Consider the following 15,954-nt stretch of genomic DNA (forward strand, 5'->3'; position numbering starts at 1 on the left):
ACCACAGCGGGCCCCGCTCGACCTGAGTCGATCGGGGCCCGCTGTGGCGCTGTCGTTCAGATGGCGGGGGAGTTGGGGCGGTCGACGTCGACGAACTCCACGTCGTCGACGGCACTGTCGTCCCGGCTGCCGGCGGCCCGCGCGGCGGAGCCGACGGCCCAGCCGACCGCCGCGCCGACGAGCGCGGCGCCGATCAGGAGCGTCCAGGGCAGTGCCGGCTGGCGGCCGGCGAGCGCGTCGAAGGCCAGCGAGGCGCGGCGTCGCGCCTCCTCGGCGGCGGATCCCACCAGGTCACCCGCCCCGTCGGCGAGATCGCTGCTGTTCTGGCGGGCCGAGCGGGCGGTGTCCCGCACACTGTCTCCGGCATAGCTGACGGCCGAGAGCAGGTGCTCCCAGGCCTGGTCCGCGATCCGCTCCGGCTTGCTGCGGCGGTCCAGCAGGTTGGTTCCGAACATCGTGGTTACCTCCTCGGGTACCGAAGCCGCCGGCCACTTCGGACTTCGGCGTCTCTCCAGCGCGTCACGGTGTCGCCTACCCCGCAGTGCCCCGCGTCAGCCGGACGCAAACCCCGACCTCCGCGGAGCACCGGTAGCTCGGCGCGCCGGAACCCGACGCGCCACCGGATCAGCGCACCGCTGACACGGCGACACCCCTGGCGAAGTCGTCGTCGTCATCGTCGTCATCGTCGCCTCCGCCACCGAAACCGCAGGCCAGGACGAGGGCGAGCAGAACACCGACGCCGGCCAGCCCGGCAAGTCGCTTGATCATCGAAGATCCTCTCCGTCGCGGTGGTGTCCCGGCCGATGCTAGGGCGCGTCGGCAACCCGGGACGCGGATCGCGCCGGACGGCAATGGGCGACACGCCGACGGCACACGGGGCAGGCGTACGTCATGGGCCGGTTGTCGGGCGTGCCGGGTCCGGACCGCTACCCTGGTTCGGCGGCGCGTCGGTCACGACCGATCGTCGATGGTCAGATAACGAAAAGTCTTGAGTAATCAGATACTGAAAAGTACGGATATGGGTGGCTTTGTGGGCCCGGATCCGCGAATTGCTCATCCCGAGGGGTGGCGACCGAGGCCGTCGGAGGAATACTCTCGGTCGCGGCCCGCGTACTGATGAGGCGCCCGGGGGACGGGCGGGTGGAGGTGCTCGCGTGAGCCTGTCGATCGTGAAGTCGGTTCTGTCCGGTGGTGTCGTGGAGATCGCCCCACGGGGTGAGATCGACGTCGACACAGCGTACGAGGTGCGCGAAGCGATCGCAGAGGTGCTGGCCAAGGGCCGCCCTCTACGCATCGAACTCAACATGAGGTTGGTCACCTTCATCGACTCGGTCGGCATCAGCGCCATGGTCGCCGGCTTCCAGACAGCCGAGGTCAGCGACGTCAAGCTGGTGGTCACCGAGCCGAGCCGGTTCGTGCACCGGCAGCTCTGGGTGACCGGCCTGCTCGGCCTCTTCGGCGCCCCGGAGCCCTACTTCGCCGGCGCTGCCACCCCCGAGGTGCTGCCCGGCGCCTGAGCGCGCCGGGCGTCCCGTCAGGGCTGCTCGTCCAGGCCGGTCAGGTCGATGTCGGTCGCCTCGGTGACCGCTCGGATGGCCGTCACCGACGCGTACCCGGCGGCCAGCAACGCCACGTCCGTGCCCGGCTGTGCGGCCTGCCCCGGCTCCTCCAACGAGGTGCGGACGAACCCGTGCCCGGATTCGGCCACCGTCATCTGCACCTGACCGAAGCTGGCCAGGGTGCCGCGCCGCACTCCGCGCAACTGCCCGTGCGGCAGGTCCGGGGTGTTCACGTTGAGCACGCTCTCCATGGGCGCGGAGGTCAAGCGGGGGAGCAGGTCCAGGGCGACCCGCGCGGCGGTGCCCCAGTGCCGCTCGGCGTCGCGTACCCGGGCGGCGGCGTCCACTGCGGCGCCACCGCTCGCGGCCGTCGCCTCGCCGGCGGAAAGCACGTCCAGGGAGACCGCCATCGCCCGGCAGCCGTTGGTGGCGGCGGTGAACGCGGCGCCCACGGTCCCGGAGTGCAGCACCGCCCGGCCGGCGTTGGCGCCCCGGTTGACGCCGGAGAGCACCACCGACGGCGGTGGGCCGAACGCCCCGTGAAGGGCGATCAGCGTGATGAAGCCCGGGGACCCGGCAACCCCGTAGGCCGGCACACCCGCCAGATCCGGCAGCGGGTGGTCGTTCACGACGACCCGCCCGTCGCGCTCCATGGCGCTCATCGCGGCGCTGGTGCCGCTCGCCTCCTCCATGGGCGCGGCCACGACGACGTCCAGGCCCCGCTGCCGGGCAGCCCAGGCCAGCGCCTGGATCCCCGGCGCCGCGATCCCGTCGTCGTTGGTGATCAACACCCGCACCGTCATCGCTCGACCACCCGGCCGGCCAACTCGTCCGGGGTGGTCCGCTCCTGCTGCCGGCTGTCCGCCGGCACCAGCCGGACCCGGTCCACCAGGCCGGTGATCGAGTCCAGCCGCCCGGTGCCCAGGCCGTGCCGTGTCACGTTCAGCGCGCCGGCGGCGGCGCCGGTGCGGATGGCGGTCCGAATGTCCCCGCCCCTGGCCACGACGGCCGCCACTCCGGCCGTCATCGAGTCGCCCGCGCCGCGGGGGTCGGCGGCCTCCAGCCGGGGCATCTCGACCTGGAACAGCTCCCCGTCGATGAGTGCCAACGCCGGCTGGTCGGCGCGGCTCACCACCACCGTCTCGGCGCCGCCCGCGTGCAACTCGTACATGGCCCGGGTCAGCTCCTCGGTGTCGTCGCTGCGGGCGCGGCCGTCGCGGATCAACTCCTCGTGACTCACCTTGAGGAAGAACACCCCGCTCTCCAACACCGAACCGAGGTGATCGCCGGAGAGGTCGACCACCACCCGGCCGCCGTTCGCGCCAAGGTCGGCGGCGAAGCGTCGGTACAGGTCGGCGGGTACGAGCCACGGTTCGTTCGGCCCACTGAGGATGCTCACCGAGGCCCGCAGGCCCTCGCCGAGGGCGAGGTTGTACAGCTCGTCGATCTCGTGCCGGCTCAGCGGCTGACCGGGCACGTCGGCGATCTCCTGGCGGGTGCCCTCGCGGCGATCGTGCACGTACCCGCCGCTGCCGGAGTCACGGACCACCACCTTGAGGTCCACGCCCTCGCTGACCAACAGCGGCTCCAGCACCTGGCCGATCTCACCGCCGAGGGCGGCGCAGAGCACCACGTCGACTCCGAGGGAGATCACCATCCGGGCCTGCCAGACGCCCTGCCCGCCGGGGTGCAGGTGGAGCTCGGGGTGGTCGTTGGGCTGGTCCACAGTCACCGTCAGCTGTGGAGTGGGCGCGAAGACCATCACGTGCCCACTCATCGGTCGTCGCCGTTCATGCTGGCCGCCCTCCGGCACCTTCGGAAGATTTCGTACTAATCGACCTTAATGGCGCAGGTGGTGGCAGGTCGTCGCATCGCCCCGGTCCGGCGCGGCGCTGACGGCCCAGGGGCGTTGCCAGCCAGACATCGGTACGGGACGATCGGGCGACCAACGACGGCGGGAGACGGTGTGCTCAGCAGCGATACCTTCAGCTACACCGTCCAGGCCCGGTGCTCACCCGCCGAGGCGGCGGCGTTGCTCAGCGACCTGACCCGGCAGGGCGAGCTGCATCCGCTGATCGTCCGGGTTCGCCGGGTGCCGCCCCGGCCCGGCGCCCAGGCCAGCTACACGATCAACGACCGGTTGGCGGCCGGTCCGCTGCGCTTCCGGACCACCTACCACGCGGACGTGCTGATCAGCGAGGCCGACGAGATCGTCATGGTGGCCCGCCAGTGGCCGGCGACCACGGTGCGAAACCACACCCGACTACGCGCCGAGCCGGACGGCCTGGTCCGCATCGACGTCGAGATCACCCTGACCGCGCCGACGCCACTGTTCCGCTACGCGTTCCGCCAGGCCCAGGCCGCTCACCTCGCCCTCGCCACCCGCCTGGGCGCCGCCCTCGACCGCACCGGCAACCCCCCGCCCACCTGACCCGCGCCGCGGCGGTGGCGTCTAGATCGTGGTTGTGGCGCGATCACGGCTCGTGCGGGCCGGTCGGGTGGCGGGACGCCGTCCCCACGGCTTGTAGGTGGACAGCACCGTCGCGATGATCATCAGGCTGGTCGACACCGCCGGCGCGATGACCAGGTCGGCGCGATCCCGTGCGGGTAGGGCGGCGCCGACCGCTCCGGCGTGACGCAGGTTCGGGGTGAGCAGGAACAGCACCAGCCCGACCATCACCGTGGTGAGCACGAGCTTGACCAGCACCCAGCGGTGGCGCAGCAGGCCCCACGGGGTGAGCAGCGAGCTGGTGACTCCGATCAGCCAGACCAGGACGCTCAGCGGCGCGAACAGCACGGTGCCGACGAGGGCCGTGACCGGGTAGACCACCGCCGGGTCGGCGCCCCGCTGAACGGCGATGCCGAGGGTGAGCAGCACCAGGTCGGTGCCGAGCCAGCCGAGCGACGTGACGAGGTGCAGGGTGAGCAGCGCCTTGCGGGTGGTGGGTCGGATCCGAGGCATACCGCGATGCTGCCCGCCGACCGCGGCCGGGTCGTCCGACGAGCGACGACATCAGGGGTACGCCCGGCGACGTAGTCCGGCCCCGGACGCACGTGATGCCTGTGAGTCATCGGCGACTCACAGGCATCACGACGCGTGGGTCAGTAGACCGACAGGTGTACGTGGTTGGTGTGGTCGGTGGACGGGGTGCCGTGAGCCCCGCTGTACGACTTCCACCCGCTGCTGGGCAGCCAGATCTGCCTGTACCAGATCACGTAGAGCACGGCGAGCCGGTCGGCGTTGCGGATGAAGTACGCGGCCAGGTTGTTGCCGTACGTCTTGTCGCCGCCGGTGGCGTCCCCGCCGAAGCCGCCCTTCTGCGCCGCGAAGTCGCAGGCCCTGCCCTTCGGGTGTTCACCGGAGCCGCTGGGGCGGTGGCACGAGACGTACCTGGTGAATCCGGCGGCCTTGGCCTGGTTGAGCGCGTGCAGGGTGCGGGGGGTGATGCAGCCGCTGGCCGGGGTGGGGTCGTTGATGCTGCACGACTCGGAGGGCCAGGAGCCGTCGGAGTTGCGCGGCGCGGCCTTCGCGTTGGCGCTGGAGGTGCCCCGGTTGGAGCCGGCGTCGGCGGTGGTCTGCGGTTTGGGTGTGGTGGCCACGGTCAGGGCCCGTTCGGCCTGCTCCTTGCGCTTGGCCATCACCGCGACCTGCTTGCGCTGTTCGTTGATCTCGCCGTCCAGGGCGACCCGGGTGCGGTTGGCCTTGTCCTTGCTGTTCAGCAGGTCGCGCAGCACCCGGTCCTCGTTGGCCGCCACCGCGTCCAGCGCGGCCGCCCGGTCCATGAAGCCTTCCGGAGTGTTGCTGTTGAGCAGCGCCGACATCGCACCGAGCCGGCCGGTGCGGTAGGCCACCTCGGCGATCTCGCTGACCTTGCCGTTGCGCTGGTCGATCTCGACCTCGATGGTCGTCAGCTGGGTGGCGAGCTGCTTCTGCCGTTGCACTGAGGTGTCCAGGGCGCGCTTCGCGTCCAGGTAGCCCTTGCTGGCCGCCTCGAGTTGGGCGCGCAACGCCGGGGTGCCGCCCTCCTCGTCGGAGTCGGGTGCGGCGGCCCGCAGGCCGGTCGGGGGAGCGGCCGAGGCGGTGCCGGCCGGAAGCGCGACGCCGAGGGCGAACATCGCGACGATCAGGGCCGCCAGTCGGGCGGCGGGTGGTCGTGCTGGTGCCACTGCGCATGTCCTTCCGTCAGCCGCCGACCGGGTTAGCTGACGGGTTCGGGACGGAAGATCCCTACCGCTGACGCGGATACACCCCAGGAACATGGTTCCCCGGTTCGCCCAGTTGGGCGATTAGGCGGCGACCGCCACCGGCGCCGGGAGGGCGCCGCCTGGTGGAGGCCGGGACCGAGCCTACCGGTGCGGATGGGGCGGCTGCAGCCAATGTGACGGACGGTGCGTGCGTCACCACGGAAAATGACGGCCCCGTCACCATTCGATGGAGCCACAGGCTCCAGAAGCGGCGCCGGGCTCGATCTGCAACGTCGCGTGTTCGATGCGGAAGTCGTCGTGCAGGGCGGTACGCGCCGCGGTGAGCACCGCGCCGACCTCCGCGTCGGGTGCCATGGTCAGGTGAGCGGAGGCCACCTCCATGCCCGAGGTGAGCGTCCAGACGTGCAGGTCGTGCACCTCGACGACACCGGGGACGGCGGCGAGCCGGTCGTGCACGGCGGTCACCTGGAGGTGCTCCGGGGCGGCCTGCACCAGGATGCGGATGGCGGCGCGGGCCAGCCGCCAGGTGCGCGGCAGGATGAACACGCCGATGGCGACCGCGACCAGGGGGTCGGCCCACCACCAGTCGGTGACGGTGATGAGCAGCGCCGCGCCGATGACGCCGACTGAGCCGAGCAGGTCACCGAGCACCTCCAGGTAGGCGCCCTGGAGGTTGATGCTCTCCCGGGCCCCGGCGCGCAGCAGCGCGAAGGCGGCGATGTTCGCGAGCAGGCCGAGCACTGCCACCGCGAGCATCGGGCCGGCGATGACCTGGTGCGGGTCGCCGAAACGGCGGATCGCCTCGATCACCACGTAGATCGCGACGCCGGAGAGCAGGACGGCGTTGGCCAGCGCGGCGAGCACCTCGAGCCGGTAGAGCCCGAAGGTGCGTTGCGGGTCGCCGGTGGCCCGCCGGGTCGCCGTGATGGCGGCGAGCGCCATCCCGATGCCGAGCACGTCGGTGAACATGTGCCCGGCGTCGGAGAGCAGGGCGAGCGAGCCGGTGTGCAGGGCGGCCACCGCCTCGACCACCATCAGGGTGGCGAGCAACCCGAATGCCGCCCAGAGGCGACCTCGGTGCTGGTGTGCGGCATTGGCGACGGACCCATGGTGGTGGTCATGACCTGCGCCCACGAGAACCACCTTCCGCCGCTGGTCGGGACCCGGTCAAATGTATGCTCACATCGCTATGTGTGCAAGTGTACGGGCGGCGCCTTCCGTTGGCGGCAGTCCGCGCACGTCAGCCGGTCGGGTCGATGGTGGTGAGCCGCTGGGTGGCCCGGGAGAGCGCCACGTACAGGGTGCGCACCCCGGCGCCCGGATCCGCCCGGATCTCGCTCGGGGCGACCAGCACCACCCCGTCGTACTCCATGCCCTTGGCCTCCAGGCTGGTCACCACCTGCAACCTCGGCGCGCCGAGCGCGCCGAGCCAACCGGCGACCTCGTCGCGGCGGGGGACCGGCGTGATGACCCCGACAGTGCCCTCCACCTCGGCCAGCAGGCCGGTGGCGGCCTCCACCGTCGCGGTCTCCAACCCCGTCGGGGGCACCACCAGCTCCACCGGCTCGACCCCGGTGGAGCGGACGGCAGTCGGCAGCGGCAGGTCCGGGTAGAGCCGACGGATCTCCGCCGCCGCCACCGCGAAGATCTCCGCCGAGTTGCGGTAGTTGGTGGTGAGCGTGAAGTCGTGTCGCTTGCGCCGGCCCAGCGCCTGGTCGCGGGCTCGGGTCAGCTCCTCCGGATCGCCGGTCCACGCGGTCTGTGCGGGGTCGCCCACAACGGTCCAGGAGGCCAGCCGGCCGCGTCGACCGATCATCCGCCACTGCATCGGCGAGACGTCCTGCGCCTCGTCCACCACCACGTGCGCGTACTCCCGGTAGTCCTCCGGACGCTCCCGGGCCGCCGCGCGGGCGGCCCGCTGCCGTTCCCCGAGGGTGCTCAGCTCGCGGACGCCACCGGCGAGCTGGAACGGGTCGCGTCGCGCCTTGGCCGGCTGCGCGGGCTTGCCGAGGAGCGCGTCCAACTCGTCCAGCAGCGCCACGTCGGCGATCGTCAGCCCCGCCGAGTCCAGATTCCGGTACGCGGCGTTGAGCAGCCGGATCTCCGCCGAGGAGAGAATCCCCCCGGCGTACCGGCGTAGCCGGTCCGGCTGCGCCAGCCAGCCGAGCACGTGTCGGGGGTGCAGCCGAGGCCACCACGCCTTGAGGAACTCCCGGAACTCCGACCGCTCGGCGATCTCCGCCTCGAAGGCCGGTTGCTCCGGCAGCCGACCGCTGCTCAGCTCACGGGCCTGCGCCCAGAGCGCGGCGAACACCCCGTCGAAACCGGCCCGGCGCACCTCGTTGCGTCGTGCGCCGCGTTGCAGCGCGCGGTCCCGGATCCGGTCCAGCGCGGCCCGGTCCAGCCGCAGCAGCGTGCCCCGGTAGAGCAGTCGCAGCTCACCCGGGCCGCCCGGCACCGCGTCGCGGGCCGCCCGCTCCAGCACCCGGCGCATCCGCAGCGAGCCCTTCACCGCCGCCACCTCCGGCGGGTCGGGGCGGGTGGCGGTCATCCCCGGGAAGAGGGTGCCCAGCGAGTGCAGTGTCGCGGTGTCCTCACCGAGCGACGGCAGCACGGAGCCGATGTACTCGACGAAGACCGACGACGGGCCGACCACCAGGATGCCGCCGCCGGCGTAGCGGCTGCGGTCGGAGTACAGCAGGAACGCGGCCCGGTGCAGGGCGACAGCGGTCTTGCCGGTGCCGGGGCCGCCCGCGACGATCGTCACCCCGGAGCCGGGCGAACGGATCGCCTCGTCCTGCTCCCGCTGGATGGTCGCCACGATGTCGCGCATGCCCCGGCCGGTGGCCTTGGACAGGGTGGCCAGCAACGCGCCGTCACCGACGACGGTCATCCCCTCCGGGGCGGCCGTCGGGTCCAGCAGGTCGTCCTCGATCCGGGTGACCCGCTCGGCGCGGGACTGGATGGTGCGGCGCCGCACCACGTCCAGCGGCTGCGCCGGGGTGGCCTGGTAGAAGGCGGCGGCGGCCGGCGCGCGCCAGTCGACGACGAGCGTGACGGCGTTCTCGTCGCGGATCCCCAGTCGCCCGACGTGCAGCACCTGACGGTCGCGCAGGTCCAGCCGGCCGAAGACCAGCCCCTCGTGCTCGGCGTCCAGGGTGTGCCGCCGCTGCGCCGCGTGGAAGACCATCGCGTCGCGCTCGACCAGGGCGCCGTGCGTGCCCACCCGGGCCATCCGGTAGCCGTCACGCTCGGCGCGGACGGCTGACTGCCGCAGCTCGGCCAGTCGGGCGTACACCCGGTCGAGGTGTCGTTGCTCGACGGCGATCTCCTGCTCCAGGCCGGTCTGGTCGGTCAACGCACGCTCCTTCAGAGGTCGCCGGCAGGCGGCGGGAACCGCGCGGGCCAACAGAGAAGAGTACGGCCCTGGGCCCGACCCGCCGCGCCCGAGGTGCGCGAACGTATTCAGGCACCCGCCTCGGCGGGGGTCGCGCCACGGTGAGCCGGCGACGATGCGCCACGGTGGGCCGACGGCGATTCGGCGAGCACCCGTCGTACGACGCCGGTCAGCGCGGCGTTGACCTCGTCCGGACGTTCCATCATCAGCATGTGCCCGGCACCCGGGCAGACGGTCAGCTCGGTGGCCGGCAGAGCCGCCGCGATCGACTCGGCGCACGGCGGCGGGGTCAGCCGGTCCCGGTCCCCGACCAGCGCGGCGGCCGGCAGGTGGGCCAACGCGGCGAGGGTGTCCAGTCGATGCTGGGTGCCGATGGAGGCGCGGAACCCGCCGATCGAGCGCAGCGAGGCCCGAGCCACCGCCGACGTCACCAGGCGGATGTCGGCCGGCTCGCAGCGGTCACCGAAGAGCATCCATCGGATGCTCGGTTGCAGCGCGTTCAGCAGTGCCCGGGGCGCGCGCCACGAGCCACACCGGGCCAGCACGCCGGCGCCGGTCGTCTCGGCCAACCGGATCAACCGGGCGATTCGCGGCGAGAGCCCGTAGACGGTGTGCGTGTGCCCCTCGGCGGTGGTCGAGACGAAGACCAGGCCGGCGGTACGGGCGGCGAAGTGCGCGGGGTGGCGGTGGGCGTACTCCATGATCGTCATGCCGCCCATCGAGTGCCCCACCAGCACCACCGGGCCGGTCGGCGCGACCGCGTCGATCACCGCGGCCAGGTCGTCACCCAACTGGGCCACTGTGGCAGTGGGCAGCGCCATGCAACTGGACCGGCCGTGCCCCCGCGCGTCGTAGGCGACCACCCGCACGTCACCGCCGAACGGCGGCGCCGTGAGCGCGTCGACCTGCCGGTGCCAGGCGCGCCCGTCCAGCGTCCAGCCGTGCAGCAGGATGGCGGTGACCTGGGCGTCCGTCGGACCCGTCGCCTCGACGTTGAGCCGTACGCCGTCCGGCAGACCGACCTCGAACCGCTCCGGCATCGCCACCTCCCCAGGGCCGCCCAGTACCACCAGCACCTCCGATACCCGGCGGTAACACCGGCTACCCGCCATGACACCACGCCAATCGCACCGTGGCGAACATTCCCGACCTCGCCCGTGCCGGACGGCGGCGGGCCAAGCTGAACGGCATGGGGTCGTCGGGAGCGCCCATGGGTGCGACGTCGGGGCAGGGGCGGCAGGCCGGCGGTACGCCCCGCGCCGCGCTGGCCGACCTGCTGGCAGGCAATCGGCGGTTCGTCAGCGGCCAGCCGGTGCACGGACACGACGTCACGGCCGCCGCCGCGGCCTCCGGCGACCAGCAGCCGTACGCGGTGGTGCTGGGCTGCATCGACTCCCGGGTGCCGTTGGAGGCGATCTTCGACCAGACCTTCGGCGCGATCTGCGTGATCCGTACCGGGGGGCACGTCCTCGATCGCGCGGTCTGCGGCTCGATCGAGTACGTGGTCGGCCAGCTCGGCGTACCGCTGGTGATGGTCCTCGGCCACGAGCGGTGCGGCGCGGTGCAGGCCACTGTGGAGGCGCTGCGCACCGGGCAGCGTCCCGGCGGGTCGCTGGCGCACCTGGTGGACGAGATCGCCCCGGCGGTGACCGAGGTGGGGCTGGACGATCCGGCGGTGCAGCCGCTGGCGATCCGCCGGCACGTCCGGCGCACGGTGCGCACCCTGCGCGAGGACGATCTGCTGGCCGGGCCGGTGGCCGCCGGCCGGGTGGCAGTGGTCGGCGGCCTCTACGACCTGGCCACCGGCGAGGTCGCCCTGCTCGATCCGGGCTGACCCGGCCCCGGCCCTCCAGTCCCCGGACATGCGAAAACGCCCGCCGGGAACTCCCGGTGGGCGTTTTCGTTGGTGCGGTGGGGGAGGGCTCAGCCCTCGAAGACGCCGGCCGCGACCAGGCGCTTCTCGGTGGCCTCCCAGCCGTCACCCGGGTGGGTGGCAGCCAGGTTGTTGATCTCCGCCCGGATCTTGGCGGCGTGGCCGGCGGCGGCCAGAACGCGGATCTCCTCGACGAAGGCGTCGGAGTCCGTGCGCAGGTGCGCGGTCTTGCCGTTGGTCAGGTTCCGCACGTAGGCGTGCTTGCCGCCGTTGAGCGGGATGAGGTACTTGAACTCGCCCAGCACGCTGAGGGCGCCACCCTGGCCAGCCTGGCCGGCCCGGACGGACGCGCGCGCGGTCTTAGAGGTGTTGCTCGCCACGGAGGTACTCCTTGCAAGACGTACGGGAGGACTGGACGTCCGGGGGCTGTGTGCGGGTCGTACGTGACTCGACCCGCGAAGGTGTAACGCGGCATAAGCCGCCGGTGGAACTGTACAGGACCACGACATCATGCTGGTCGTCGCGGTGTCCTGAGAGGCAACGGCGACCACCCGTCCGGCTATTCCACCCGGCGTTTTTTCCGATTCCCTGGCGCACCACCTGTCACAGGAGTCATCATGTGTTGCAGCAGCCACCTGGGTGGACGAGGTCGTAGGGGAAGACGCACCTCGCTCTCCGGGAGGTCACCGTGCCAACGCGTGGCGTCGTATACGTCCATTCGACCCCGCTCGCCGTGTGCTCACACGTCGAGTGGGCGATCGCGCGCGTCCTAGCCGCGCCGGTCAACCTGCAGTGGACGGCTCAGCCCGTCGACTCCGGCGCACGCCGGGCCGAGTGCGGGTGGACCGGTCGTCCGGGGACGGGCGCCGAGCTGGCTGCTGCCCTACGGCAGTGGCCCATGATCCGTTTCGAGGTCACCGAGGAACCGAGTCCCAATGCCGACGGTGAGCGCTTCATGTACGTGCCGGCCCGTGGCCTGTTCCGGGCAACGGTCGGCGTGGCCGGCGACATCCAGCTCGGCGAGGACCGCCTTCGGGCGCTGATGGCGGCCTCCCGGGCCCCCGAGGCGCTGGCGCACGCCCTCGACAAGGCGCTCGGCACGGCATGGGACGCTGACCTGGAGCCCTACCGGTACGCCGGCGACGGCGCCCCGGTGACCTTGCTCACTCGGGTCGGCTGATCCGGCCGGCGGGCCGCTGGCCGTACGCCGTCGCGCCGGTGACGACCGGTAAGGTCAAGTTGCCCCGATAAGGGAGAAGCTGGTGGGATGGGCGGCGTGTCGAATCGCCCGTGGCGCGCCAGTGTCGCTGTCGCCGCCCTGACCGCCCTGCTCGTCTCCGGCTGCTCAGGTGACCCGGAGCGCCCCACGCCGACGCCCAGCCCGGTCGGCACGTCCGCGGGCCCGAGCGCCCCGGCCGCGCCGCCGGCCAGCGACCCCGCCAGCCGCGCCGCCGCGCTGGTGGCGACGCTGTCCGACGAAGACCTGGTCGGCCAGGTGCTGATGCCGTACGCCTACGGCGACTCGGCGACGAAGGTCTCCGCCGGCTCGGCGGCCGGCAACCAGGCCCTCGCCGGGGTGGACACCCCCGCCGAGATGATCGCCAAGTACCGACTGGGTGGCCTGATCCTGGTCGGCTTCAGCGCCGACGACCCGACCAAGGGCAACCAGGAGACCACGAACGTCGACAACCCCAAGCAGGTGCACGAGCTCACCACCGGGCTGCGTACCGCCGCCGGTCGGCTCGCCGCCGGTTCGGCGCCGCTGCTCATCGGCACCGACCAGGAGTACGGCGTCGTCACCCGCGTGACCGACGGGGTCACAGTGCTGCCCAGCGCCCTCGCGGCCGGAGCGGCCGGTGACCCGAAGCTCACCGAGGCCGCCTGGCGGGCCGCCGGCGCCGAGTTGGCCGCGATGGGCATCAACATCGACTTCGCCCCGGTGGCCGACGTGCTGGCCACCCGCAGCGCCGTGATCGGCTCCCGGTCGTACGGCGCCGACCCGAAGCAGGCCGCCGCGCAGGTGGGCGGCGCGGTCCGGGGCCTCCAGGCGGTCGGGGTCGCGGCCACCCTGAAGCACTTCCCCGGGCACGGCCACAGCGCCGACGACTCGCACCAGGACCTTCCGGTGCTGACCCAGTCCGCCGCGGCGTTGCAGAGCGGCGCGTGGCCGCCGTTCACCGCCGGGATGGACGCGGGCGCGATGGCGGTGATGTCCGGTCACCTGGACGCGCGCGCGATCGACCCGGGGACCCCGGCGACGTTCTCGCACAAGCTGCTCACCGAGGTGCTGCGCGGCCAACTCGGCTTCAAGGGCGTGGTGATCACCGACGGGATGAACATGCCGCCCGCGAAGCGCTGGGCCCCCGGCGAGGCGGCGGTCCGGGCGCTCAACGCCGGTAACGACCTCATCCTGATGACCCCGAACGTCGGTCAGGCGTACGACGGGCTGCTCGCCGCGCTGCGCGGCGGATCGCTGCCCCGCACCCGGCTGGTCGAGGCGGTCACCCGGGTGCTGACCATGAAGTTCCAGCTCGCGGAGCTGCCGGCCGCGCAGATGTCCACGCTCAACACCCCGCAGCACCGGGCGGCGGCCGAGGCGCTGGCCGCCGCCGCCGTCACAGTGCTGCGCGGCGCCTGCGGCAAAGCGGTACGCGGGCCGGTCACCGTCACCTCGTCCGGCGGTCGGGACGGCACCCGGGCCACGTTGACCGCCGCGCTGACCGCCGCCGGGGTGCAGGTCAAGCCCAGCGGCGGCACGATCGTGCACCTGGTGGGCTACGGCGACGGCGCCAAGGACCTGAGCCCCGACGCGGCGGTCACCGTCGCCATGGACACCCCGTACGTGCTGGCCGACGCGAAGTCACCGACGCTGCTGGCGACGTACTCCTCCAGTCGGGCGTCGATGACCGCCCTGGCCGCCGTGCTCGCCGGCAAGGCCCGGCCGGGCGGTCGGTCCCCGGTGGCCGTTCCCGGACTGCCCGCGACGACCTGTCGCACCTGACCGGTCGGCGCGGACGCGGTCAGAGCCCACCCTCAGCCGTCGGCCGGTCGGTGATGTCTCCGCCGGCCGGCTCGGGGCACGATGGCGCGTCCGCCTCCGGCCGCCCAGCCGGATGGCGGGTCGCCGGTGGGCGCAGCAACCGCAGCGGCGTGCCACCGACGGTGGCCGGTGACGTCGGTGGCGGATCGGCGCTGGCCACCGTGCGGCCGAGCAGTGCCGCCAGTCCGGCTCGGGTGGCGACGACCAGCAGCCGATCGGTGCGCACCAGGGGCCGGCGTTGCGGCAGTGACCAGATGGTCTGCCCAGCCCGCCCAGTCCGCATCGCGATCACCCGGGCCTCGCGCGGGCGGCTGACCTCCGGGCAGGAGCGCCCCTCCAGATCCGAGCCGGCCCCGACCGGCAGCTCGGCGACCAGCAGCACCCGCCGTCCCACCGAGATCGTGTCGATCACCTCACGGCCCATCATGGCCGCCGCGAACGCCGGCGCCGCCAGGTACGAGACACTGCGCGAGTGGTTGATCCCGAAGGCGCGCTGCACCCGCTGAGCGAACCCCTCGTCGAACAGCCGCAGCACGACCCGCAACGGAGTCGCCACACCGCCGTTCGCCACCCTGTGCAGCGAACGGCCGAGCAGCGCGGTCTCCAGGTTCGTCACGTCGTCCGCACAGAGCACCACCAGCGCCCGGCAGGTCGACACGGACGCCGCCCGCAACATCTCCGGGCTGGTCGCGTCGCCGATCAGGAACGGCAGGCCCAGCTCGCGGGCCACTGCCACGCCACGGGCCGTCGGCGCTCGGTCCACCGCCACCACGGCCACGCCGAACGAATGCAGTTCCTGGATCACCCGGGTGCCGATGTTGCCCAGCCCGACCACGATCACGTGGTCGTCGAGCGGTTCGGTGAGACGACCGGCCGCGACCGCCAGCCGAGCCCGTACCACCGAGTCGACCACCAGTGCGGTCACCGTGGGGACCAGGGCCACGCCGATGATCACCAACAGGAGCGCGGTGAGCTTCTCCACCGATGACCCGGCCGGATTCGCTTCCGCGCTGCCGAGGGCGGTGAGCAGGGTCAGGTAGCCGGCCTGAATCGGGTCCAGGTCCCGAGCCTGGCCAAGCAGCACGCTACCGACGGCGAGCAGCGCAGCTGAAGCGCCCAACGCCCAGCGCAGGCGTCTGCTGAGAATCAGCCGGGCGGTCTGCAGCAGTTGGCGGCGAGGTCGGGCACGAACAGGACGCTGCCGACCGTACGCCCGCACCAGCACGAGATCGGCGGAGTCCTCGTCCTCTGGCAGCGTGATCGGCTCGCGCCCGCTGGTGTCGGCGAGTGCGCAGACCACGTCCGCGGTGGCCGGGTCGAGCGCGTCCCGGCTCGCTGTCCGTAGCAATTCGTCGTCGGGCAGCCGGAGAAAGGTCGGCGTGTCGTCGCCCAGGGTGGCCGCGACGAACGCGGGCGCGGCGATCTCCGAACCGGACAGCACCGCGCAGTCGCCGAGCATGGTGGCCACGCCCTCGCCGAGCACCGGGTTGAACAGGCGAACGACGATCCGTACGTCCGGGTCGAACTCCCGGATGATCAGCGCGGCATCCACGTTGGCCACATCGTCGGCGCTGACCACAGCGACCGCCGCCGCAGCCCGTACGCCGGCCCGCTCCAGGACCTCGGCGGTCAGCCGGCGAGCCACCACCACCTCGGGGCGTGAGCCCTGCGCGTCAGGGTCCGACGCGAGCTCGGCGATGTCCGGTGCGTGGTTGTCGGACAACGATGGCAGGAGGACGGTGACCGCGACGCCGTGCCGGTCGACCAGTTCGGTGATCAGTCGGCGGGCCAGAGCGTTGTCGCCGCAGACCACGAATCGTCGACCGGGCTCCGGCTCGATGCCGTCCGCGCTGTCGTCGGGCACGCCCGCATGGTAGCT

The 15,954-nt window shown here is 72.6% G+C and carries 16 protein-coding genes and 1 riboswitch; of the genes, 5 read left to right on the top strand and 11 right to left on the bottom strand.

The genetic code is table 11. The features are described 5' to 3' along the window. Positions 1 to 56 precede the first annotated feature (56 nt). Together OG598_RS01115 and OG598_RS01120 are read right to left on the bottom strand one after the other, a co-directional pair. Complete coding sequence (locus tag OG598_RS01115; RefSeq protein ID WP_112582570.1) at positions 57 to 455, bottom strand: hypothetical protein; 399 nt, start codon at positions 453 to 455, stop codon at positions 57 to 59. Between the two features lie 169 nt (positions 456 to 624). Continuing rightward, positions 625 to 768, bottom strand: a complete 144-nt coding sequence (locus OG598_RS01120) for a hypothetical protein (RefSeq protein ID WP_158629639.1) — start codon at positions 766 to 768, stop codon at positions 625 to 627. Positions 769 to 1,154: 386 nt separating this feature from the next. On the opposite strand from OG598_RS01120, the gene OG598_RS01125 reads away from it, so the two are divergent. Beyond that, positions 1,155 to 1,517: an STAS domain-containing protein gene (locus OG598_RS01125; RefSeq protein WP_030330302.1), complete on the top strand. Its 363-nt coding sequence runs from the start codon at positions 1,155 to 1,157 to the stop codon at positions 1,515 to 1,517. A gap of 17 nt (positions 1,518 to 1,534) precedes the next feature. Here OG598_RS01125 and surE read toward each other — a convergent pair whose 3' ends face one another. Together surE and OG598_RS01135 are read right to left on the bottom strand one after the other, a co-directional pair. Continuing rightward, positions 1,535 to 2,362 carry a 5'/3'-nucleotidase SurE gene (gene surE, locus OG598_RS01130; RefSeq protein WP_112700029.1) on the bottom strand — a complete coding sequence of 276 codons (828 nt, stop codon included), beginning with the start codon at positions 2,360 to 2,362 and terminating at the stop codon, positions 1,535 to 1,537. Next, positions 2,359 to 3,336 carry a 1-phosphofructokinase family hexose kinase gene (locus OG598_RS01135; protein ID WP_328652662.1) on the bottom strand — a complete coding sequence of 326 codons (978 nt, stop codon included), beginning with the start codon at positions 3,334 to 3,336 and terminating at the stop codon, positions 2,359 to 2,361. Before OG598_RS01135 ends, surE begins: the two co-directional genes overlap by 4 nt. A 189-nt stretch (positions 3,337 to 3,525) precedes the next feature. On the opposite strand from OG598_RS01135, the gene OG598_RS01140 reads away from it, so the two are divergent. After that, the gene (locus OG598_RS01140; protein WP_196919149.1) at positions 3,526 to 3,990 is read left to right on the top strand and encodes an SRPBCC family protein; all 465 of its coding nucleotides are present in this window, start codon (positions 3,526 to 3,528) and stop codon (positions 3,988 to 3,990) included. A gap of 21 nt (positions 3,991 to 4,011) precedes the next feature. Here the strand turns inward: OG598_RS01140 and OG598_RS01145 are convergent, their stop codons facing one another. The 5 genes from OG598_RS01145 to OG598_RS01165 form a co-directional block, all read right to left on the bottom strand. Next, complete coding sequence (locus tag OG598_RS01145) at positions 4,012 to 4,521, bottom strand: hypothetical protein (protein WP_328652663.1); 510 nt, start codon at positions 4,519 to 4,521, stop codon at positions 4,012 to 4,014. A 140-nt stretch (positions 4,522 to 4,661) separates the two neighbouring features. Further along, on the bottom strand, positions 4,662 to 5,726 hold the full coding sequence (locus tag OG598_RS01150) for a coiled-coil domain-containing protein (RefSeq protein WP_442931444.1): 1,065 nt from the start codon (positions 5,724 to 5,726) through the stop codon (positions 4,662 to 4,664). A gap of 5 nt (positions 5,727 to 5,731) precedes the next feature. Next, positions 5,732 to 5,863: riboswitch (cyclic di-AMP (ydaO/yuaA leader) on the bottom strand. Positions 5,864 to 5,981: 118 nt separating this feature from the next. After that, the gene (locus OG598_RS01155) at positions 5,982 to 6,899 is read right to left on the bottom strand and encodes a cation diffusion facilitator family transporter (RefSeq protein ID WP_328652664.1); all 918 of its coding nucleotides are present in this window, start codon (positions 6,897 to 6,899) and stop codon (positions 5,982 to 5,984) included. Positions 6,900 to 7,005: 106 nt separating this feature from the next. Next, positions 7,006 to 9,123: a HelD family protein gene (locus OG598_RS01160; RefSeq protein WP_328652665.1), complete on the bottom strand. Its 2,118-nt coding sequence runs from the start codon at positions 9,121 to 9,123 to the stop codon at positions 7,006 to 7,008. A 107-nt stretch (positions 9,124 to 9,230) separates the two neighbouring features. Then, positions 9,231 to 10,202, bottom strand: coding sequence for an alpha/beta fold hydrolase (locus tag OG598_RS01165; RefSeq protein WP_328652666.1), 972 nt, complete (start codon positions 10,200 to 10,202; stop codon positions 9,231 to 9,233). A gap of 170 nt (positions 10,203 to 10,372) precedes the next feature. Here OG598_RS01165 and OG598_RS01170 point away from each other — a divergent pair, with 170 nt between their 5' ends. Then, positions 10,373 to 10,996, top strand: a complete 624-nt coding sequence (locus tag OG598_RS01170) for a carbonic anhydrase (RefSeq protein ID WP_328655237.1) — start codon at positions 10,373 to 10,375, stop codon at positions 10,994 to 10,996. 89 nt (positions 10,997 to 11,085) lie between these two features. Here the strand turns inward: OG598_RS01170 and OG598_RS01175 are convergent, their stop codons facing one another. Continuing rightward, positions 11,086 to 11,415 (bottom strand): hypothetical protein, encoded by a 330-nt coding sequence (locus OG598_RS01175; RefSeq protein WP_030330285.1) that lies wholly within the window; start codon positions 11,413 to 11,415, stop codon positions 11,086 to 11,088. A 308-nt stretch (positions 11,416 to 11,723) separates the two neighbouring features. On the opposite strand from OG598_RS01175, the gene OG598_RS01180 reads away from it, so the two are divergent. After that, positions 11,724 to 12,215: a DUF3145 domain-containing protein gene (locus OG598_RS01180; RefSeq protein ID WP_328652667.1), complete on the top strand. Its 492-nt coding sequence runs from the start codon at positions 11,724 to 11,726 to the stop codon at positions 12,213 to 12,215. 87 nt (positions 12,216 to 12,302) lie between these two features. Beyond that, the gene (locus OG598_RS01185; RefSeq protein WP_328652668.1) at positions 12,303 to 14,036 is read left to right on the top strand and encodes a glycoside hydrolase family 3 protein; all 1,734 of its coding nucleotides are present in this window, start codon (positions 12,303 to 12,305) and stop codon (positions 14,034 to 14,036) included. A gap of 19 nt (positions 14,037 to 14,055) precedes the next feature. Here OG598_RS01185 and OG598_RS01190 read toward each other — a convergent pair whose 3' ends face one another. Continuing rightward, on the bottom strand, positions 14,056 to 15,939 hold the full coding sequence (locus OG598_RS01190; RefSeq protein WP_328652669.1) for a potassium channel family protein: 1,884 nt from the start codon (positions 15,937 to 15,939) through the stop codon (positions 14,056 to 14,058). Positions 15,940 to 15,954 lie beyond the last annotated feature (15 nt).

This window comes from Micromonospora sp. NBC_00330 (assembly GCF_036136635.1).
Taxonomy (GTDB): Bacteria; Actinomycetota; Actinomycetes; order Mycobacteriales; family Micromonosporaceae; genus Micromonospora; species Micromonospora salmantinae.